17 protein-coding genes and 1 pseudogene are annotated in these 21,122 nt (G+C 40.0%); 6 read left to right on the top strand and 12 right to left on the bottom strand.

What is annotated here, in order from left to right; translation table 11 throughout:
* The first annotated feature begins 3 nt into the window (after positions 1–3).
* The 6 genes and pseudogenes from BQ7489_RS03145 to BQ7489_RS03120 form a co-directional block, all read left to right on the top strand.
* On the top strand, positions 4–795 hold the full coding sequence (locus BQ7489_RS03145; RefSeq protein WP_071150171.1) for a DNA-methyltransferase: 792 nt from the start codon (positions 4–6) through the stop codon (positions 793–795).
* Between the two features lie 44 nt (positions 796–839).
* A complete protein-coding gene (traN, locus tag BQ7489_RS03140) occupies positions 840–1,670 on the top strand; it encodes a conjugative transposon protein TraN (RefSeq protein WP_235817139.1) in 831 nt (276 codons plus the stop codon).
* A gap of 2 nt (positions 1,671–1,672) precedes the next feature.
* On the top strand, positions 1,673–2,179 hold the full coding sequence (locus tag BQ7489_RS03135; RefSeq protein WP_113740896.1) for a hypothetical protein: 507 nt from the start codon (positions 1,673–1,675) through the stop codon (positions 2,177–2,179).
* A gap of 68 nt (positions 2,180–2,247) precedes the next feature.
* Positions 2,248–2,859 (top strand): Lcl C-terminal domain-containing protein, encoded by a 612-nt coding sequence (locus tag BQ7489_RS03130; protein ID WP_113740929.1) that lies wholly within the window; start codon positions 2,248–2,250, stop codon positions 2,857–2,859.
* A gap of 58 nt (positions 2,860–2,917) precedes the next feature.
* Complete coding sequence (locus BQ7489_RS03125; protein WP_072529913.1) at positions 2,918–5,104, top strand: type IV secretory system conjugative DNA transfer family protein; 2,187 nt, start codon at positions 2,918–2,920, stop codon at positions 5,102–5,104.
* A 41-nt stretch (positions 5,105–5,145) separates the two neighbouring features.
* Positions 5,146–5,457: pseudogene (locus BQ7489_RS03120) on the top strand (glycoside hydrolase family protein); the annotation flags it as partial.
* 137 nt (positions 5,458–5,594) lie between these two features.
* On the opposite strand, the gene BQ7489_RS03115 reads toward BQ7489_RS03120, so the two are convergent.
* The 12 genes from BQ7489_RS03115 to BQ7489_RS03060 form a co-directional block, all read right to left on the bottom strand.
* Complete coding sequence (locus BQ7489_RS03115) at positions 5,595–6,617, bottom strand: tyrosine-type recombinase/integrase (RefSeq protein ID WP_071150174.1); 1,023 nt, start codon at positions 6,615–6,617, stop codon at positions 5,595–5,597.
* 22 nt (positions 6,618–6,639) lie between these two features.
* The gene (locus tag BQ7489_RS03110) at positions 6,640–7,629 is read right to left on the bottom strand and encodes a tyrosine-type recombinase/integrase (RefSeq protein WP_071150175.1); all 990 of its coding nucleotides are present in this window, start codon (positions 7,627–7,629) and stop codon (positions 6,640–6,642) included.
* Positions 7,610–8,866: a site-specific integrase gene (locus BQ7489_RS03105; protein WP_083381013.1), complete on the bottom strand. Its 1,257-nt coding sequence runs from the start codon at positions 8,864–8,866 to the stop codon at positions 7,610–7,612. Before BQ7489_RS03105 ends, BQ7489_RS03110 begins: the two co-directional genes overlap by 20 nt.
* 824 nt (positions 8,867–9,690) lie before the next feature.
* Entirely contained in the window at positions 9,691–11,556 is a 1,866-nt protein-coding gene (locus BQ7489_RS03100) for an outer membrane beta-barrel family protein (protein WP_235817103.1), read from the bottom strand.
* Positions 11,557–11,827: 271 nt separating this feature from the next.
* Complete coding sequence (locus BQ7489_RS03095) at positions 11,828–14,047, bottom strand: peptidase domain-containing ABC transporter (protein ID WP_071150177.1); 2,220 nt, start codon at positions 14,045–14,047, stop codon at positions 11,828–11,830.
* 50 nt (positions 14,048–14,097) lie between these two features.
* On the bottom strand, positions 14,098–15,378 hold the full coding sequence (locus BQ7489_RS03090) for a radical SAM/SPASM domain-containing protein (protein WP_072529912.1): 1,281 nt from the start codon (positions 15,376–15,378) through the stop codon (positions 14,098–14,100).
* A 740-nt stretch (positions 15,379–16,118) separates the two neighbouring features.
* Entirely contained in the window at positions 16,119–16,442 is a 324-nt protein-coding gene (locus BQ7489_RS03085) for a hypothetical protein (protein WP_071150179.1), read from the bottom strand.
* A 40-nt stretch (positions 16,443–16,482) separates the two neighbouring features.
* The gene (locus BQ7489_RS03080; RefSeq protein WP_071150180.1) at positions 16,483–16,746 is read right to left on the bottom strand and encodes a hypothetical protein; all 264 of its coding nucleotides are present in this window, start codon (positions 16,744–16,746) and stop codon (positions 16,483–16,485) included.
* Between the two features lie 7 nt (positions 16,747–16,753).
* The gene (locus tag BQ7489_RS03075; protein ID WP_071150181.1) at positions 16,754–17,032 is read right to left on the bottom strand and encodes a hypothetical protein; all 279 of its coding nucleotides are present in this window, start codon (positions 17,030–17,032) and stop codon (positions 16,754–16,756) included.
* A 491-nt stretch (positions 17,033–17,523) separates the two neighbouring features.
* A complete protein-coding gene (locus BQ7489_RS17540) occupies positions 17,524–17,775 on the bottom strand; it encodes a hypothetical protein (RefSeq protein ID WP_162617769.1) in 252 nt (83 codons plus the stop codon).
* A gap of 152 nt (positions 17,776–17,927) precedes the next feature.
* Entirely contained in the window at positions 17,928–19,661 is a 1,734-nt protein-coding gene (locus BQ7489_RS03065; RefSeq protein ID WP_071150183.1) for a ParB/RepB/Spo0J family partition protein, read from the bottom strand.
* 771 nt (positions 19,662–20,432) lie between these two features.
* On the bottom strand, positions 20,433–20,846 hold the full coding sequence (locus BQ7489_RS03060; protein WP_071150185.1) for a DUF4313 domain-containing protein: 414 nt from the start codon (positions 20,844–20,846) through the stop codon (positions 20,433–20,435).
* Positions 20,847–21,122: the final 276 nt, after the last annotated feature.

Raw genomic sequence — 21,122 nt, 5'->3', positions numbered from 1 at the left:
ATTATGATAGAAACAGATCACATATACCACATGGACTGCCTGAAAGGAATGAACCAAATGGCAGACAACAGTGTAGATGCCATCATTGCCGACCTACCGTATGGTGTACTGAACAGCAGAAACCATTCAGCAGTATGGGACAAACAACTTCCCTTGGACCTGCTGTGGGAACAATATCTTCGTATTGCCAAGCCGGAGAGTCCCATCATCCTGTTTTCACAAGGCATGTTTACAGCAAAGCTGATGCTTTCGCAACCACAAATGTGGAGGTATAACCTTGTATGGCATAAGGACAGGGTAACAGGACACTTGAACGCCAACCGGATGCCGCTGCGCCAGCATGAGGATATTATAATCTTCTACAGGCACCAACCAGTTTATCATCCGCAGATGAAGCCCAGCCTGCCGGAGCAAAGAAACCACAGCCGCCGGAAAACAGAAGGATTTACCAACCGGTGCTATGGCAAGACAGAACTGTCTCCCATACGTATGGCTGATGACAAATATCCCACTTCGGTAATCGCCATACCCAAGGAACACCGTAAGGGCACATTCTATCATCCGACGCAAAAGCCGGTAGCCTTGCTGGAATATCTGATACGAACCTATACGGACGAAAAAGACATAGTTCTGGACAATTGCATAGGCTCGGGCACAACTGCAGTAGCCGCAATCCGGACAGGGCGACATTATATAGGCTTTGAAACCGAAAAGAGCTATTATGAGATAGCCCAAAAACGTGTTGACGAAGAGCTGCAGCAACATAATACTGAAATACAGGCAACAAAAGAATAATAAAAGGACAAAACGAAATGTATATGAACTTGAAAAGAACAATAATGGTATTATTCCTCGCAACGGGGCTGTTTGCCGGACGTGAGGTGCTGGCACAGCGTACCTATGAAGAGATGGAACATCTGACAGTAAACGAACAGGTTACAACCGTGATTACAGCATCCGAACCCATACGTTTTGTAGATATCTCTACTGAAAAAATTGTTGGGGATCAGCCCATAGACAACATTATCCGCCTAAAGCCAAAAGAAGCCGGGCATGAAGACGGTGACATACTTGCTATTGTGACTATCGTAACAGAACGCTACCGTACGCAATATGCCTTACTCTATACAACCCGGATGCGGGAAGCTGTTACGGACAAAGAGGTGCTTTTACAAGAACGTGAAGCCTTCAACAATCCGGCAGTTTCGATGCCACTTGCCGATATGGCCCGATTTGCCAGACGTATCTGGAATTCACCGGCCAAAATCAGGAACGTAGCAAGCAAAGAGCATCGGATGGTCATGCGCCTGAATAACATCTATTCAGTAGGTGATTATTTTTTCATAGACTTCTCCATTGAAAACAAGACCAACATCCGCTTTGACATTGACGAAATACGTATCAAACTTGCCGACAAGAAAGTAACAAAAGCCACCAATTCACAGGTAATCGAACTGGCACCGGCTCTTGTTCTGGAACCTGGCAAGACATTCAGACACGGTTACCGTAACGTGATTGCCATAAAGAAACTGACATTTCCCAATGACAAGGTGCTGACCATTGAAATGACAGAGAAGCAGATAAGCGGACGCAACATCAGTCTGAACATAGATTATGAAGATGTCCTTTCGGCCGATTCGTTTAATTCTAATCTTTTGGAGGAGGAATAGCCATGAAAAAGATGATTTGTTTTTCCCTCTTGTGCATGTTCCTCTGTATAAGCGTATCGGCGCAACGTAACAGCGGCCGTCTTTTGCTTGGTACCGGACTATTATACAAGAACGGTATGGAAGCTACACTCGCCTACGAACATGAGGTAAACTACAGACACACATGGGAGTTTTTTGCCAACGGCTATCTGCAATGGACGGACTGCGGAACCTGCGGACATGTATGTCCGGAAAGTTTCTGGAGGAATTATCGCACCTGGGGAGTCGGAATCGCATACAAGCCCTGCGTAATCAGAGGACGTAACCACTACGGAAGTCTTCGCATTGGAGGTTCAGGAGGAAGTGACACACAGAAATTCGTGGCAGGAATACATCTGGGCTATGAGCATAACTATGTACTACGCTCAGGCTGGACTTTTTACTGGCAGGTAAAAAACGACGTGATGATCAATGGAGCTGACCTGTTTCGTACAGGTATAGCACTGGGTGTAAAACTACCGATAAAATAAGGGAAAAGATGAAAGGAAAGACTATAACAAGAATCTGCCGGTTGTTGCCGGCAACGCTGATTGCCGCAATGCTGACAGCTTGTGATGCACACATCGAGGAAACAGACATGACTGTACGTCCAGGACATATCCTTTGTGAAGACGGTTCGACTGTACCTTATGAAATGTACGACAAGACAAAGGAAAAAGCTATCGCTGTAGTATTTGACACAGGCATCCGTGACGGTCAAAAAGGAATTGGGTATGCCGTCTATCTCTGGGAATTTAAGGAACAGGCGTTTGCAGACAGTCTGGGTATCGAACAAGGAACATCTGCCAATACAGATGCCTATGACGGCAATGCCAATACATTTGCCCTCTACGACACAAATGAGACTGCCTCTCCCATGGCAGAATCCGTGCTTGACATGTGGAGATACGGACAGAGTGCCTTTATCCCTTCAGTAGCAGAGATGCGCTTGCTGTACACTGCCCGCCAGACTATAAACCCCGTAATAGAGCTATGCGGTGGAGATCCGCTTCCGGAAACCTCCGAGGACTGCTGGTATTGGACTTCGACAGAAGTGGATGGACAGCAGACGGCAAAAGCCTGGCTCTATTCGTTAGGCAGCGGAGCAATGCAGGAAACACCGAAGACACAAGCTCACCGTATAAGACCTATTGTCTCTCTGAACAAATAAAAATAGAGAACAACTCGAAAACGGTTATCATCATACACAAACACACTCAATAAAGATTATGGAAGAAAGTAAAGAGTTGCAGGGATTCTACAGAATATTCCGGGCTGTAATCTATATATCCGTGCTTATGGAATTCTTTGAATATGCACTGGAGCCGGCCCTGCTTGACAGTTGGAGCGGAATATTGTGTGACATACACGGACGTATCAAGCGCTGGATGATATATAATGACGGACACCTGGTGTACAGCAAGGTAGCAACCTTCCTGCTCATCTGTATCACCTGTATCGGCACCCGCAACAAAAAACAGCTGGAATTTGATGCCCGGCGAATGGTGCTGTATCCGCTTGTGGGCGGTGTAGGGCTGATTGTACTGTCCGTATGGCTGTTCGGATATAAAATGGGCATGCGGCTGTACACCTTGCCGCTGAACATTTGGCTCTACATGGCAACCTCACTTGCCGGTGTCATACTGGCGCATATTGCCCTTGACAACATTTCAAAGTTCCTGAAGGACGGGCTGATGAAAGACAGGTTCAACTTCGAGAACGAGAGTTTTGAGCAGAGCGAGGAAATACAGGAAAACAAATACAGTGTAAATATCCCCATGCGCTACTACTATAAAGGTAAATTCCGCAAGGGCTGGGTAAGCATAAGCAACCCCTTTCGCGGGACATGGGTAGTAGGTACACCGGGTAGTGGTAAGACATTTTCAATCATCGAACCATTTATCAGACAGCACTCTGCCAAGGGATTCGCTATGGTCGTGTACGATTATAAGTTCCCTACCTTGGCGACAAAACTGTATTATCATTACAAGAAGAACCAGAAACTCGGCAAGCTGCCAAAAGGCTGCAAGTTCAACATCATCAACTTTGTGGATGTAGAATACAGCCGTCGTGTGAACCCCATACAGGCAAAGTATATAAACAATCTGGCCGCCGCCAGCGAAACTGCCGAGACCTTGCTTGAATCATTGCAGAAAGGAAAGAAGGAAGGAGGTGGCGGAAGCGACCAATTCTTCCAGACCTCCGCTGTGAACTTTCTGGCAGCTTGCATTTACTTTTTTGTCAACTATGAGAGAGAACCCTACGACAAGGACGGTAACATGCTGTATGCTGAGAAACGTCAGGATCCTGAAACAAAATTCTGGAAGCCGACCGGCGTGGTACGTGACAAGAAAGACGGCAATATTGTAGAACCTGCTTACTGGCTGGGGAAATACTCGGATATGCCACACATCTTGTCATTCCTGAACGAGAGCTACCAGACCATCTTCGAGGTATTGGAAACAGACAATGAGGTGGCTCCCCTTCTTGGCCCGTTCCAAACGGCTTTCAAGAACAAGGCCATGGAGCAGCTGGAAGGTATGATCGGTACCTTGAGAGTATATACCTCCCGTCTGGCTACCAAGGAATCATATTGGATATTCCACAAGGACGGGGACGATTTCGACCTGAAAGTAAGTGACCCGAAGGACCCAAGCTACCTGCTCATAGCCAACGATCCGGAAATGGAAAGTATCATAGGTGCGCTGAACGCCCTTATCCTGAACCGCCTTGTAACCCGTGTGAATACCGGACAGGGCAAGAATATCCCAGTGAGCATCATCGTGGACGAGCTGCCGACACTATATTTCCACAAGATAGACCGGCTCATAGGAACAGCACGAAGCAACAAGGTAAGCGTGACGCTGGGATTCCAAGAACTGCCGCAGCTTGAAGCCGACTACGGCAAGGTTGGTATGCAGAAAATTATCACTACAGTGGGTAACGTGGTAAGCGGTTCTGCTCGCTCGAAAGAAACACTGGAATGGCTGTCGAATGACATCTTCGGAAAAGTGGTTCAGCTGAAAAAAGGCGTAACCATAGACCGCGACAAGACAAGTATCAACCTGAACGAGAATATGGACAGCCTGGTACCTGCATCAAAGATATCCGACATGCCTACCGGATGGATATGCGGACAGACAGCCCGTGACTTTGTGAAAACAAAGGTAGGAAACGGAGGAACAATGAACATTCAGGAATCAGAAGAATTCAAGACCACAAAGTTCTTCTGTAAAACGGATTTCGATATGGAAGAAATAAAGAAAGAAGAAGCCGGATATGTACCACTGCCCAAATTTTATACATTCAATTCAAGGGATGAAAGGGAACGCATCCTGTACAAAAACTTTGTACAGGTAGGACTGGATGTGAAGGAAATGATTAAGGATGTACTAAACAAACGCGGAGCAAAATGAAGCATAGAAAAATATTTATCTTCATGCTGATGATAGCGGCTATGACGACAGTATATGGGCAGGAAAGGTACAGAGCAAAACCGGCATCCACCCAACTGTCCATATACAGTCTTCCACCGCTGGAAAGGGCTATAAGTTGTATAAAATTCTATGAAGGTTGGCATGGGGAAAAAAGACACTGGCCTTATGTTGGATGGGGACATAAGGTCCTTCCCGGAGAGAGATTTACCAACGACATCACAAAAGCTCAGGGAGATTCTATCTTAAGAGCGGACATGATGAAACTTTGCCGTTTATTCAGTAAATTTGGCCATGATTCAGTGCTTTTAGCCTGTCTGGCATACCAGGTTGGTTATGTAAGCAATTTTATTATGTAAAAAGCATCTGTTAATTATCTGATTATTAACTTTGTAGTTATTGAATTGTTTACATTATATTTAATAGAGTGAAGAGAATTTTAAACTAATACTCTTCACTCTATTCTATTCCTCTATTTATATTTTACTTGTAAAGCTTTTAGGAATTCCATTAAATCTCCGTCTTTTTGCCATGTAGTTTTGCTTTCTTGAATAATACCAGAAGTCAGTTTCTTCAATGCCTGTTCTTTTATTTTTTCACTTGCCCTGGCATATATTTCCGTTGTTGTTGTAGAAGTATGTCCAAGAAAGTCACGAATATAAACGAGATTTATACCTGCTTCCAGCATATGCATAGCTTTTGAATGTCGAAAAGTATGACAAGATATATTATTGGGTATCAACTCTGAATATTGTTTCCTTGCATTTTCTGCATGTCTTTTCACAATATCTAATACAGCCATTCTTGTCAACCTTTCTCCTTTGGGATTAGGGAATAATGGATGACATCTATATTGTGCTGCAAAAAGATTGTTTTCGTCCATATACAACCTTAAATTTTTCACTTGGTTGGTAGAGAGAGGAACTACTCTGATTTTATTACCTTTCCCATGTAATTTTACAGTCGTAGTTTCTCCTAATCTTATATTTTCCGGGGTGAGGTTTATGATTTCTTGAACCCTGGCACCGCTGTCGTATAATAGCCCCATAAGAACAAAGTCTCTACGCCCTTTGCGAGTTGATAAATCCGGTTGTTCAAGCAATACCCTTACTCCTTCCGTAGTCAGATAAGACATTTCCTTAAAAGGTGTCTTTTTCTGTTTGATACTCAATATAGCTTGCCAATAAGCCATACCCTTAACCTCACGATATTGAAGAAATTTAAAAAATGACCGTAAGGCGCATAAACGGTTGTTCCTTGTTGATATTGAACATTTTCTTGTATCTTCCAGCCAATGTAAAAATCCCAAAACTCTTTCTTTTGTAAATTCTTTAAGGCATAGTTTTTCCGGAGCTATTAGTTCAATTTTATACATGTATTGTATAAAAAGCATAAATGTTACACTATATTGTTTTACCGTTTGATAGGAACAACCACATTCCATTGTGAGATAACGGTTTAAATAATCTGTGAGATATTTTCCAAAATCTGTCATAATTCCAAGTCTTAACGCATAACTAATCAATCATTTCATTCATATTAGGGAAAATATGATTATGAGCCATATCCACCTGTTCTACAATTTCAGGAAACATAGCCTCTACTATTCTGACATACTTATTTGTGGCTTTAATGGATTGATGTCCCATATATGTCATTAGTATTAGCATCACATTATGTATATCCTTCCCTGATTTGCATAATTGCACAAATGAATTTACACAGAATGTATGTCGGAGATCGTGTAGACGAGGACCTTTTCTATTTTCGTTTCGCATAATACCAGCACGTTCTAATATATGATTGAAATGATTTGAAACAGTCCTTGGTGAGATGGAAGTATCATTACATTTTACAAAGAAATAGCTTTCTGGATTAATACTAAACCCAAATTTCTGTTTTTGGGCTACATAATCATGGCACATTAGTACCAAGGAAGGAGAAAGAGGCACATACCTGTCTTTCCCATTTTTACATTCTCTAAGCAATAAGCATTCATTTTTGAAATCGATATCACTGTGTTTCAATTTTAGAGCTTCACCTACACGGATTCCTGTCCCATATAGTAAACGGATTAGGCATGGCATGGAAAATCGGGCTGAATTGACTAAGTGATAATAGGAGTTAATCCTATCACATTCCTTGAAAATCTTCTCTATTTCATCAGATGTATAAATATAGGGGGTAAAATTTGATTGATGTTTTGGTAATATTGGAATATATGAATTATATCCAATTATTTGCAGGAAAGAAGAGAATCCTCGAAGAATGACGATCCTATAATAGCGGTTTTCTTCGGACTCTCCAGAAAATTTACAGCACCAGGCATCTGCCAAGTCTTTGGAAATACCAAGGGCTTTCTCGTTTCTGTCATTAGCAAACTTGTCAAATCGCTTCAACATAAATTCCATTACGGTTGTTTTACAACCTATGTTTTGTTTATATTCTACATATTGGGTAATTAACCCTGAGAATACGCTGCATAATTTACCAGTTCTCTTTCTCATATATATCTAAATAAAAAAATTCAGGAATTTGAGGAACTTCAAGTGCACATTGTCTTAGATGCTTTAAATCAACTTTCACATAATTTAAAGTGGTTGATAAATTAGAATGTCCAAGTATTTCAGATATAACGCTTGGAGTTTCACCATTCTCAAACAAGTTAATAGCAAGACTATGACGTAAAGAATGAGGACCGTGTTTACGTGTTGAGATATCTATTTGGGCAGAAAGCATCCATTCAGAAACAATTCCTGGTAATGCCTGGGGGGAAATTCTTTGGTATGGAGCCATGTGTTCCAAAAAGACATATGGACTGTCAATTTCTGGTCGTCCAAATTTGATATAATCAATAATGGCACTTCCAATTTCTTCTGATAATGGAAATGAAACAGGTTTTCCTGTTTTTGTCTGGACAAGGGACAAACGATTGAGTTCCCATTCAAAGTTGGCGTATGTAACTCCTACTATATCTGAAGCGCGGAGCCCATAACGTGCTGCAAGTAAAATCATTGCATAGTCACGTTTGCCTTTCGGAGAAGACCTGTCTATTGTGACCAATAATTTCTCTATTTCCTCCTTACTATAATACGATGGCAATTGAGGGTTTCTTGGACGATGGAGACATAATATTTTATCCCAACGAAAAAAATTACAATCTCCTAATAAGTTACGTTCACATGAGTATCTAATAAAAGCCCTTACAGAAGATACAACATGAGGCCAAGGACGTTTCTGTCGCTTCAAATCACGTAAGAATAATAAGCAACTGGGAATGTCAAAGTCTTTAACGAGCTTGTTGTTCTCTTTTAGAAAATTAAACAAATCTCTCAAATACAAGTGATATTTACTTACTGTTAGAGGACTTTTAATTCTCCTTTCATGACAAATAAATTCATTGAATTGTATGCCTAAATCTCCTTTGAATTCAAACATGGGACTTCGCGGTGTTGGTTTTCCAATGATAATTCCTGTATGCAGAACTTCATTCATTATTCTTATATGTCTAACCATGTTCTTCTCAAAATCAGACAGTTGGGCGTATGCAACACCTTTATGGCGAGTTTTCAAAAAATCTTCCCCTACACGAGCAGAATAGATTTCAATTCTATTTTCCAGCATATAACATTCCAGTTTATTATAACTACTCTTAAATGCACAAATAGTTAAAGGTGCATAATGTCTTTCACGCAGTTGCTGGACAACTTGTTTCCTTAAATCATAAAAATTACTTTCTTCCATAAAAACATTATTTATTGTTTGATATTAATTGAAGCTCCATCTATTTGATTTGATGGAGCTTCAATATATCTCTTATTAGGAAATAATGCTATGATTTTACCTAATAAGTTAGGAATATTATGTAAAAAGTAATCCTGTGAAAAATGAATATACTATTTGTTAATCAATGATTTATATTTTCTTTATTTACATAATAAAATTGCTTACATAACCGACATTATGTAAAAGTTTACATAAGGTGGGAGCCTACAGACTTTTAGGTACAAAAAAAATGCCTAAAAGCAGACTTATTCGAAAACTGGAGGTTGGTGACAGGAATATCTATGAGGAATATGTTTCTTATTGTTACTACAATGGTAAATCAGTTGCATCCATAAAAAGGCGTAGGCTCATAGAATTACATCTTCTATATACCCCATAATGTAAAAAACAAATAGCCATACAAACTTCTAAAAAGTTCTATATGGCTATTTTGTATTGAAGAAATTTGTTTCTTTATTTCTTCTCATCAGAATTTAAAAATAATCATATTTCAACGAAGTAAATGTTGCAATATGCTTTCTCCATTTGAATAAGGATACTGCAAACCTAAAAGTATCAACAATAGAATCAAAAACATAATTACGACTATTGATGTACCCCACCTTACAAAGAAAGGAGGTTTTTCCCCCAAAAGATTACGAACCTTTTCTGAACGTGAATCAATATTTTTCGAGAACTCATTATTCATTTAATTTTATTCTATATTTTTTGCGTGATTAAGATATACATATCACCAACCAGACAAATATAACTTTAATATTTTGTCATTACTAATATGCATTTTATTTCATAATTGCTGATGCTGCTCCTGATTGTTCGCCGACCTCGTTCCCTCGTTTAACCTTTTTGCCATATCCGAATGTATAGGTAACCGACAAGTTTAGGCGCTGATGGAAATTGTTGCCCTCCACAAGCTGGGTTTCGGAATAAAGAGGTGTAGACAATAGATTCGTGGCACACAGCCAATCCTTCCGGAACAGATTCATTCCGCTAACACGAATGTTCCAGTTGGAATGACTCCATCCGGCTAAAACCTGATAGAAATCACGGTCTTTATAAATTACGCCCCGATTGCCCTGTACCGTAAGGCTTCGGGTCTGATAGGCTGCCTGAAAATAGAAGTTACCTAAATAATAAGTGGCAGAGGCATTACAGTAGAACGGGGACTGCGAAATGTCGAAAAGCCCTGTCATGCGATAGAAGGAGACCGAAGGAGAGGCCGCCAGTTGCAGTTTTCCATTGAGTAACCTGTAATTAAACGACAAACCTATCTGTGTCCGGTTGTATGCTCCATCCGTTTCAAACGTACGCAGCAAAGCCTTACCTTCCTGATAAGGCTGGTAAACCGGCACATACAGGTCATATTCGCCGAAGTACTGCATAAATGCCGAAGCAGAGAATGCACTCGTCGGTATCCAGTTGTAGGACAGGTTGAAGGTCACCTGTCGGGAAAGTCCGATGGTGGGATTTCCCGTATAGTACATCAGTTCGTTCTGCTGAAGAACATTTGGCGTCTTTTCACTGGCCCCTGGATAGTTTGCCCCGAAATGGAAGAAAGTACGGAACGAGTGCTTTTGTGAGGGAGAGAAACCTGCAGACAAGTTCAGTAGCGGATAGACTTCCGCCACAGACTGATCATTAATCTGGTTCTTTTCCCATTGGAAGGCGGCATCGGCCCGGACGTTCCATTTGTCGTTTGAGAAATTATAACCCAGTGCGGCACCGGCGTACATATCTAAGAATTCATTATCGTAGGGCGAAGTACCGGAATAGCTCACATCATTGGATGTCGATCCAAACCATGTCCGGAAGAAAGCACTCTGCTTGTCAGCTAACTTTTTGAATAAAGTAGCGCTTCCACGAAACTGCCAAACATTTTCTCTTGAAATGTTCGCGATACTGGAATTGCCAGGCAATGAGGTCTGATAAATATACGAATAATTCGTATGCCCATAATTCATGCCAGGCGATACGCTAAGATGAAAATCCCGAGGAAGGATGAAATAATAATTACCCGACCAGACAAAATAACGGCTAGTGGATGGTTCATTCTTATAATAGGAATAATCCGTGTTTTGCTGAGGAACAAACGACAACATACCCTTTGTTTCCGACAATGGAGTCTGGTCAAAGTTGAAGCCGACGGTATTGGCTATTTGCATTTTATCTGTGTCATAGACGGCCCGGAACGTAACCGGATACTGGTTATACTTGAGATGGGCACCCTCTAATGTTTCGTTTCGAGTTATCTGATAGGCTTCTCCCGCTTCATTCTCCAGACTGTAAACTCCCGAAACGGAATTGCCCGAATGATTGATATTGTGATTGGAAGCCCCCACATACAAATCGTAGGTCATACGTTTATACACAAACTTAGAATAAATCGAAGCCCGGCTTGAAAGTTTGCCTATCAGAAAGTTTTCATTCAATGTCGCCTTTGTATATCCACCGTATTCATATTTCTGTACAATAAAATTAACCACATGCTCATTTCCTTGGAAGCGAGGATCCGATGGAAAGTCAAGATATTCCACTCGCCGTACGTCTGAAGTGGATATACCTTCCATTTCTTCTGCTGAAGCGAGAATATAGTTGATGTATATGGCTACACTCTGTCCACTTGGCGTAGTGACTGTATTGTCCATCATGTTTATGTTGATTTGAGGAATAGCAAGTTGTTTCAAAAGGTCTATTGCATTTTGTGCGGAAGCTTTTTGATTTATTGTAGGAGTAAAAGTAGAAGAGGATGCATCTGTTCGATGCATCTGAGCTTTCACTACCACTTCCTTCAAGTCAATAGTTGATATACTATCGAGTGTTTGACTTATTCCTCTCAATGAGGGGAAGCATACAAAGCAAAATATAGAAAAAAAGACCTTTAAACTCATTTTAGAATAATTCTTCATATTTATTGCAATTTTAGTTACTACCTAATTCCAATTGATTTTTAATTAGATTATAATAGACACCTCTGATATTAATTAAAGACGTATGAGTACCTATTTCTACAACCTTACCCTCATCAAGAACTATTATTTGATCAGCATTTTTAACTGTTGAAAGACGATGTGCCACAACTATTACTGTTTTTCCTCTATAAAAATCTGAAAGTCGCTCCACTATTAATTTTTCATTTTTTGCATCAAGAGCATTTGTGGCTTCATCGAGAAAGATAAAATCTGGATTTTTATATACTGCACGCGCGATTAAAATTCTTTGCTTTTGCCCTTGACTTAAACCAATCCCATCTCGTCCAATTAGTGTCTCATATTTTAAAGGCAAACTTATTACATAATCATGTATATTGGCTATTTTAGCAGCCCATTCCAATTGCTCCCAATCTATATCACCATCACCTATTGCTATATTTCTAGCAATAGATTCGGAGAAAATCACTCCATCCTGTAATACAACACCACAATGGCGCCTCCACCATTTAAGATTATATTCATTTATATCGTGACCAGCGATTAAAATACTACCTGACATAACCTTATAATAGCCAAGCATGAGCTTTATTAAAGTAGTTTTACCACTTCCAGATGCCCCAACAATTGCCGTAACCTTCCCTGCGGGAATTTCAAAAGAAACTCCTTCCAGAGTTTTCTTCATCGCATATTGATCATACTTAAAATCTATATTACTTATTCTTATTGATTTCTCAGAATCGAAACCTTTTCTTTTATTATCACTTGTTTCTTCCTCATTCCCTTCATGTATTTCATTGATACGTTCAAGAGAAATCTTAACATCCTGAAGAGAATAAATGAAAGACATAAATTGTTCTACTGGGGAATTTAGTTGCCCTATTATATACTGTACTGCAAGCATTGCACCAAGAGTCATTTGACCGTTTATTACAGCAGTAGCTGCAAGTACGGTAATAGTTATATTTTTTACTTCATTGATAAAAATAGATCCTGCCTCTTGCGTTTGCTGTAACTTCAATGATTTCATTTGCACTGAAAATATATCAGCCTGCACATCTTCCCATTCCCACCTACGACGCTGTTCACAATCTTGCAACTTTATTTCTTGCATGGAAGTAATCAATTGATACGTCTTATTCTGGTTTTTGGCTTGTTGCTCAAACAATTCATAATCTATTATTTTTCGTTTGTGCAAAAACTTTGTTATCCATAAACCGTATATTACGCTACCAATAGTAAAAATATAAAAAATTGTTTGATTGTAAATCAACAGAACAACACCAAAAACAATAAAGCTGAGAAATGTAAAGATAACTCCAAGAACTTGATTTGTCAAAAAAGATTGTACACGAGAGTGATCATTTATACGTTGCAATAAATCTCCCATTAGTTTGGTATCAAAAAAAGCCATTGGAAGTTTAAGTAATTTAATAAAGAAATCACTTACCAAAGAAATATTAATTCGCATTGAGATGTACAAGACTAACCATCTTCTAATAAAATCAGTTATGGTCTTGCCAATTACAATTATCAACTCACCAATTAATACAAGCCAAATAAAACTAACATCATTATGTTTTATTCCAATGTCTACAATTGCTTGAGTCAAAAAAGGCATTATTAATTGTAGAATACAGCCCAATATTAATCCTAAAAGAATCTGAAACAAGTATTTTTTATATTCTTTAACATACTTGTTTAGAAACCTCAAAGAATGGACTTCTGACACATTAGTTTCCATATGCATTTTAAACTCGGGCTCAGGCTCAAAAAACATAGCAACACCTTTATTCTCGTTTTTTCCTGTTTGATTAAGCCAATGAGCACAAAACTCATTTAAGGAAAGTTTTACTTTACCTTTTGCCGGGTCAGACAAATAAAATGTATTACATTTTTTAACTTTATATAATACAACAAAATGATTTTGGGACCAATGCAAAATACATGGTAATGGAGCACGCATCAACTCTTCTAGGCTTATCAATCCCGTTATATTATCCAATCCGATTTGTTTTGCTGCTTTAGATATAGAAAGCATAGAAACACCTTCCTTTGTAGGAAAGCATTTTTTTGACAGAAAATCTAACGAATATGAACGACCGTAATATGAACTAATCATACTCAAACATGCGACACCACACTGCATGCTATCTTTCTGCAAAATAATAGGAAAACACTTTCCAAAAAGTCTATGAATAACACGGAGCATAACAAATTATAAATAATGGTAATGAAAGAATAGATTATCTCCTGACATTGTTATGACTTCGCACGTTTAATCATAGCAATTACAATTGAATCAACACCTTTTATTAAATTTTCCTTTTGACAATCCAACCTATTTTTTTCAACACATTTCTGAATACAGTTTCCTCTGCATACTGGAAGGACTTCACATTCTCTACACTTTTCATTTTCAAAAAAAGAATTACAATAATATCTTAAAATATTATCATTCGAAATAAAAGCCCCATCATCTGATATATTCCCAATATAATTTACTGAATCTTTCTTAAAATCCCTTGCGGTACATTTATATACTTCCAATCCTGGTATTATTGTATAATGTAACATATTTTCAACATAACATATATTGGGGGTTGTTGGGAGTATAGTAAATGATGGAACAGAAAAACCTGCTTCATAAAAATGGGCTGTAATTTCCGTTACTCGTTTAGAAAGTTTTTTTAAGGTATCTATTTCTTGCCAAATCGGTTGAAAATTGACATGTATTTTACCTCTTACTTCCATAGAAAAAGAATCGATTATTGACATAATTGATTCAATATTTTCCGGCGTACAATTAATCCTTAATGTTAAATCAAGATTAGACAAACAATTAATTAACATGGATATATTATTTACAATGCAATCGTAAGAATCAGGAAATTTCTTTGAAAATCTTGTTTTATTATGAAACTCCTTACCACCATCTAACGTAATCTGAAACTTTTTAAGGTCAATACGATCCATGTCTGCAATTTGTTTTTCTGAAATGAGAGCGCCATTTGTTGTTATCATGTTATAGAATACAACTCCTTTCTTCTCACATAACTGTTTAATTTCTAATGAAAGAGGAACAATTATATCATTAAACTTAAGCATTGGCTCACCCCCAAACCAATCCAAAGTTAGACTATTTAAGTGATTATTATTCAAAAGATTTTCTGCATATTTCAGTAAAATCTCGCAATCTTTTTCTGATAGGTTCTTTGCCGTATGTTCTTCATAACAATACCAACATCTAAAATTACAATTCAACGTTGGAAGAATTGTTAGACGAGCATTTCTATTTCCATATTTAATAATTCTTTGCAGACGTACAATTTGTAAATATTCGTCTATAGAATCATCACAGATAAACTTATTCTTCTCCAAAACGTCCAAAGATACCGCATCAAAATCAGAAAAAGAATTATTCCTAAGCTTATCACCAAGCTCTATATTTCCAAGACATATTAATGCTCTTGACAACAAATTATAAACATAAAGTTCATCATCAACAATTATATATCGATTATATCTACTAGACTTTTTCATCCTTTTGTTAATTTATTTTATGTATGGGCTTAAGAATAAACCCATACATAAAAACATTTTGCACTTTAACAGTTACAGCCACAACTACAACCACAGTTGCATCCACTTGCCATTTGCATTGAAGCAATGCTACTGTTAGAATTCGAATTGCTATTCGAATTTGAGTTAGAATTAGACAATTCCAGATGCTCCAGTTTGTCATTAATACCACCCTTCAATTGCTGGAGAGAAGATTCGTCCAACAATGCTGCGCTTGAAAAAATAGCTATTTTCATACTATTTGTATTGTGAGGTATTAGGTCGGTGCCCCTTCCACCTCTTTTTAATAAAAGTTACGAATTTCTACGCACCGGTAAAAAAACGTTTGATAGCATTCTGAATAAAAGTTACAGTATATTCATGTTTTCATAAAGCAACAACCTTTCGGGCCCTAATGTAGTATTTTTTTGGGAAATCCTCAAAGAATCTGAAGAAAATTGCTATTATAAAGCTATAATTCGGTGTCACCCGAAAATTGATATATCAAAAAACTTATTTATAGTGTGACATCAAAAATAAACTATCCATTTTCTTACAGATTCAATAATGAGGCATTCATCATGTCTTAATCCTAATTAAATTCACCTATTAAGCTTTTAATTTATGAACTTCTATAAATATTTCACGTATAAGATTCTATAGAAAATATAAATATTAAATGACTCACAAATATATCAAAGAATTATTTTAAGTCTAACAAATCATACGACACCTTCATCAATATTTAGTTCGATATACCAGTCAATAACCTCTCCCAGTTTATCAAAACAAACTTCATCACTAATGCACCTAGTTCCTTCCTCATTCTGAAGATACACCTCATAATAATCTGAACTGTTCAGACAAATCAAAACATACCCCTGAAAGAGACATCCGTTGACACGGAACTTCAATCCAGGCAAATCCTTATATACCGTTGCCATAAATTCATGAATACCCCATGACAAAAGGACTGCTGTGTCGGTCATTGTTACCAGCTGTTCGCGGATAGTCTCAGCTATACGCATAACATAATCTTTATCCATAATGCTAAAGTATTTAATGATTACATACTAATTATTCAAACTACCCACGGTTATCTTTCTTCAGCTCTTCGATAAACTGCTCCTCGGGTAAAGCAAGAGTTTCCGCATCAGTAAAGAAAAAAATCTCGTCATAAATATATTCGGCTTCCTTATTGGCAAAGCCTTCATTTTCATCTTCAATGCTACCTGGTTGGATGACATCCAACAAAGCGGTAGGTGCGATAACAAGTTCTTCACCATCGTTGGCTTGAACAATACGACATACATAAGTGCTGCCGTCAAAATGATATTCCTTTGTTTTCATAATTCAATTATTTAAGCGGTATGTTACGTCCATGTTTATTGAGGTATTCCATCAAACATTTCGCTTCCTCATGCGAAGCCATGTTACGGTCATCGTAGTAACGAGTATCATCTGCCATAACCTTGATACATTCCCTAATCAGTCTGTACAGGCATTGTTGCAGCGTAGGATGCATTGTAGGGATTGCAGCCGCAAAGCGTTTCGGATTGAAAGAAAAACTGTTCACCGCCATTTCCCAATCCTTGGCAAGGCGGAACTCTTTAGACTCCTGAATGTTTTTGTCCATAGTTGATTCTATTATTAAATTGAAAACTCGTTTATTTTTTCCCTCAGTTCGGCTTCCTTATTACCGGAGCCGCTTCGGGTTTTATGGTGCGAGAAATGTCTGCCGTAAAAGCCTATTCCGACGTTTTTTCTTGGTAAAATACTCTTGTTCAGGCAAGGAAGATTTTATCAAGAAATTCATTTCAAAACGTGAGGAGCAGGCGCGGCTGACTAAATTTGCACCTGATAAAACCAATGCGGTGACAAAGGAAGGGCGAAAGGAAAACTCGACATCCAGTAACTTCTGTATAAAAGGGAAAATATAAAGGGACAAGGGTGGCGGCGGGGCAATGTGACGGATGGTGTATAACCGGAGAAATTATAAAGGCTCCCGGAGCGGCCGATGACAGAAGACGGCTCGTGCCGGATTCCGTCATCAGCCACAGATCCGGACCGAGATGATTCCAGTAGCCACAGGCTACCGGAAGATAAGGAGGTGGATAAAAAAGAGCATTAACCACACATGATACAGGGAATGATATAAAAGTCTCCCGGGACGGCCGATGACGGATGACTGCTTGTGCTGTCAGTAGAAATCAGCCAAATTCCCGGAGCGTATTGTTTCAGCAGCCAAAAGCTGCCGAAAGACAAGAAGCTGATAAAAAGGACAGCCAGAACCCTGGCGTATATAAGAGGAAGATTATAAAGGCTCCCGGAGCGGCCGATGACAGAAGACGGCTCGTGCCGGATTCCGTCATCAGCCATAGATCCGGACCGAATATCTCCAGTAGCTACAGGCTACCGGAGAAAAAGCAGGTAATTAAAAAAGTGATTCTGGCGGGCACATGAGATACCGACACAAAAAAATACAGGACAGATTCCTCCGCCCTGTATCTGATACAAATCATGAATTATGGTCAGGCAGCAGCCTCTTGTGAATGAGGCTGTTGTTCGGTACTATCACTTTCTGAATGCCCTGTCTCCTGCTTTGCCTGTTCCTGCACCTGCAGAACAGCTTTCTTTTCCTCAATACGCTGGTGGCGTTTTTCGTACACCTCGTCATGCGTACCCTTGATTTCAGCCAGTTCTTCAGGCATGTGTTTCTGTGCAAATTCAAGCAACATGTCGGCTACTGCATTATTTCCGTATGCGTTACTCTTGAAATTGGCAATCAGATAATCCCTGCGGATAACAGCCTTTGCCTTTGGAGTAAGATTTGCTATAATGTTCAGTTTGTTCTCGTCAGTCAAATATGGAATATTTTCATCCACCAATCCAACGGTTGCAAAATGCTCTTTGCGAAGCGATGAAAGCAGGAAGAAATATATCATTTTATCTTCATCTGCCCCGAATTTGGCTTCGGTCAAATCAACTTCAAAAATCCGTCTCTTGGTATCATCTACCGTCTTCTCACGTGCTATTTCCTTGTTACGCTTATCCTGTTTTTCCAGCTTCTGTATCGGTGAGAGCTGTTCCTGTCCTGTAGGCTGTCCGCCAATTGAACTTTGGGTTGCCACTTCCACATAACACATGGAAATATCTTTCTGACCTATCTGAGCATACAGGCTTATCTCTCCCTCTTCGTTTCTTCGAACCAGTTCCTTACATTCTTCCATATAGTCGTTGACTTCCTGGTCATACTCCAATCTGGCTTCCCGGAATGCATCTTCCGTTTCATAGTCAGAGGACTGCGGTTCTTCCGGCAATTCTGGGTATTGGTAACATCTGCCTGAAAGTTCTGTAACTTCATAGCCCAACTCTTTAAGGCGGTTTACAGCTTCCATATCATAGCAGTATTGATTGTACCCGAGAGAAAGTAGCGGATGGGCACTTAACGCCTGAACAGACTTTTCAACAATAAATGCCGTATTCATTTCAGCAAGACAACTGCGCTTTGCACAATTTCCACAACCACCCTCACAAAACAGAGTCATGTTGTTAGTATTGTGCGGACAGGAAGCACAAACGGCCTTGTCAAAGTTGTAACGGCTAAGGTCGGTCGTATAATTACGTTCAATGTTCTTTGCCACCTCGGTAGCTTTCATACCTCTCCAACTGCCATACATAACACCCTCTTTCAGATGTTTGTCGAACACTTCTTTCTGAATATCAGTATCATAACGGCAGATTTCACTTGCCACACTGATAGTCAGTTCGTCTTTTTCCAAAAGTTCCGCTATCTCGGGAATAAGGGCTGTGAACTTCAATCGGGTACGAATATAGGTTTCATTCTTGCCAAACTGAACGGCCAAAGACTGAATGTCGTGTCGTCCGCTTTCAATGAGTTTCTGAAATGCGTTTGCTTCCTCAATAGGTGTGACATCCTTACGTTGCAGGTTCTCCGTCACCGCCATTTCCTCTGCCACCTCTTCCGACACATTCAGAATGACAGCAGGAATTTCCGTCATGTCTGCCATAAGGGAAGCTCGGTATCTGCGTTCTCCAAACACTATCTCAAACTTTCCGCTTTCTTCAATCGGGCGTACACCGATAGGCTGCAAGACCCCTTGCTGACGGATGCTGTCTGCCAGTTCCGCAAGGCTCGCCTCGTCAAAATGCTTGCGTGGGTTGTAACCGCTCGGCTGAATGTCTGCCAATGCTACCATACTGATGTTCTTTTCTTCTACTGACTGCATTCCTGTTTTTTCCATAATTCATCGAATTTAATTGTTAATAATATTTTTATTTCCCTCTGGTCGGTTCCTTTCTGCCGAACCGCCTTGGGGTTTTATGGTGCAGACAATGGATGTCGGTAAAGCCCATTCGACGTTTTTTTGAAGCAAAATACTCTTGCCCGCAAGGAAGATTTTCCTTCAAAATGCATTTCAAAACGGAAGAATCAGGCGCGACAGCCTACATTCGCACCCGATAAAACCTATGCGGTGGCAGACAAGGAATGACAGCAGGCAATAATCGCAAATAGAAATGGAATTGGCCATCGGCCTGTATAAAAGGCATCTGATAAAAGGAATGACGGCTTGGGCGGGTAAAAGAAACGGTCTGCCGGGCAAACAAAATGGGGACTCTTTCTGACTGTGACATTCCGGAGGTTCGACGGACGGCACAAGCAGAATGTGTCACCGTTTGCCCATGACGCCGTCGGCCCGGAAAGGAAAGCTGCGGACAAAAGGCGAAATGTGCCGGAGCAACAACCAGGCAGGATGCCCATATAGCGGAATACCGGTTGTTTCGACAGGTCGAAGCTCCGGCATGAAGCGGCATGATGCAGACTGCCGTTGATCGGGCACAGCCTTCCGTACCTTGAAGTGAAGGGCGGACTGCGGCACAGACACCATACCTTAGATCTTCGGGTGGGAAAGCCGGATAGAAAAGGAAGGAAATACCGGAAAGGTATTCGTATAAAAGGGCACTGGCAGGCAAGGCCATGAAGGCAGTCCTGTATGACCGCCTTCTCCTGCCTGTCAATCAACGAAGTTGAAATACCTGTCACAAAGCTCTTTCTGTCGCATGAAGCGTTCGCTCTGATAAAAGTCCACCTCGGGGTACTTGCAGAAACCGGAAACGGCGTATTTGCCGGTAGGAGTACACAAGCCGTAAAGCATAAGCCAGCCAAGAACTTCTTCTCCGTTGTTGTTCGTGTCGATGAACTGACACCCGGCACCGCGTTCCGCACCAGGAAGATTGACCGTAATAACAGCTTCTGACTCAAATTCGTTACTGTCTTCCACATACGCCAACAATGCCAGACAAAGCGGTGTTCCGAGTCCATGCTTGTAATATGTGACAAGCGGAAAAACCCATTTTCCGTCCTTTCGTAACAATGTCAGAGTCTTGCCGTCAACAACCACTTCCCTTTCTCTGATTTCATTTTCCATAATGCTACTTCTTTTAAGTTTACTTTTTTCTTTCCCTGCTTTCGGTCCTTAAAGACCTTTGCCGGATTTATTTTTCCGCATCACGAAAGTGATAACGGCAACCGGACAAATCTGGCGACAGAAATACGCTTCTCCCCGAGAAGGAAGATTTCCGTCGGCCACCGCAGGCCGTGAGGATTTGCAAGGTACAGCTGTTATCCGTTACTTTCGCGGAACAATAAGCCGGAAGGTCAGGACGGACTGCAAGGACAAAGATATAAAAGGATTGAAAGACAG

This window comes from Bacteroides ilei (assembly GCF_900128495.1).
In the GTDB taxonomy this organism is placed as follows: domain Bacteria; phylum Bacteroidota; class Bacteroidia; order Bacteroidales; family Bacteroidaceae; genus Phocaeicola; species Phocaeicola ilei.
This window is presented reverse-complemented; position numbering and strand designations above follow the sequence as displayed.

Coding starts and splice junctions, on each gene's coding strand:
- BQ7489_RS03145 (WP_071150171.1), top strand. CDS start 4: ATGATAGAAACAGATCACATATACCACATGGACTGCCTGAAAGGAATG.
- traN (WP_235817139.1), top strand. CDS start 840: ATGGTATTATTCCTCGCAACGGGGCTGTTTGCCGGACGTGAGGTGCTG.
- BQ7489_RS03135 (WP_113740896.1), top strand. CDS start 1,673: ATGAAAAAGATGATTTGTTTTTCCCTCTTGTGCATGTTCCTCTGTATA.
- BQ7489_RS03130 (WP_113740929.1), top strand. CDS start 2,248: ATGCTGACAGCTTGTGATGCACACATCGAGGAAACAGACATGACTGTA.
- BQ7489_RS03125 (WP_072529913.1), top strand. CDS start 2,918: ATGGAAGAAAGTAAAGAGTTGCAGGGATTCTACAGAATATTCCGGGCT.
- BQ7489_RS03115 (WP_071150174.1), bottom strand. CDS start 6,617: ATGACAGATTTTGGAAAATATCTCACAGATTATTTAAACCGTTATCTC.
- BQ7489_RS03110 (WP_071150175.1), bottom strand. CDS start 7,629: ATGAGAAAGAGAACTGGTAAATTATGCAGCGTATTCTCAGGGTTAATT.
- BQ7489_RS03105 (WP_083381013.1), bottom strand. CDS start 8,866: ATGGAAGAAAGTAATTTTTATGATTTAAGGAAACAAGTTGTCCAGCAA.
- BQ7489_RS03100 (WP_235817103.1), bottom strand. CDS start 11,556: ATGATGGACAATACAGTCACTACGCCAAGTGGACAGAGTGTAGCCATA.
- BQ7489_RS03095 (WP_071150177.1), bottom strand. CDS start 14,047: ATGCTCCGTGTTATTCATAGACTTTTTGGAAAGTGTTTTCCTATTATT.
- BQ7489_RS03090 (WP_072529912.1), bottom strand. CDS start 15,378: ATGAAAAAGTCTAGTAGATATAATCGATATATAATTGTTGATGATGAA.
- BQ7489_RS03085 (WP_071150179.1), bottom strand. CDS start 16,442: ATGGATAAAGATTATGTTATGCGTATAGCTGAGACTATCCGCGAACAG.
- BQ7489_RS03080 (WP_071150180.1), bottom strand. CDS start 16,746: ATGAAAACAAAGGAATATCATTTTGACGGCAGCACTTATGTATGTCGT.
- BQ7489_RS03075 (WP_071150181.1), bottom strand. CDS start 17,032: ATGGACAAAAACATTCAGGAGTCTAAAGAGTTCCGCCTTGCCAAGGAT.
- BQ7489_RS17540 (WP_162617769.1), bottom strand. CDS start 17,775: ATGGCTGATGACGGAATCCGGCACGAGCCGTCTTCTGTCATCGGCCGC.
- BQ7489_RS03065 (WP_071150183.1), bottom strand. CDS start 19,661: ATGGAAAAAACAGGAATGCAGTCAGTAGAAGAAAAGAACATCAGTATG.
- BQ7489_RS03060 (WP_071150185.1), bottom strand. CDS start 20,846: ATGGAAAATGAAATCAGAGAAAGGGAAGTGGTTGTTGACGGCAAGACT.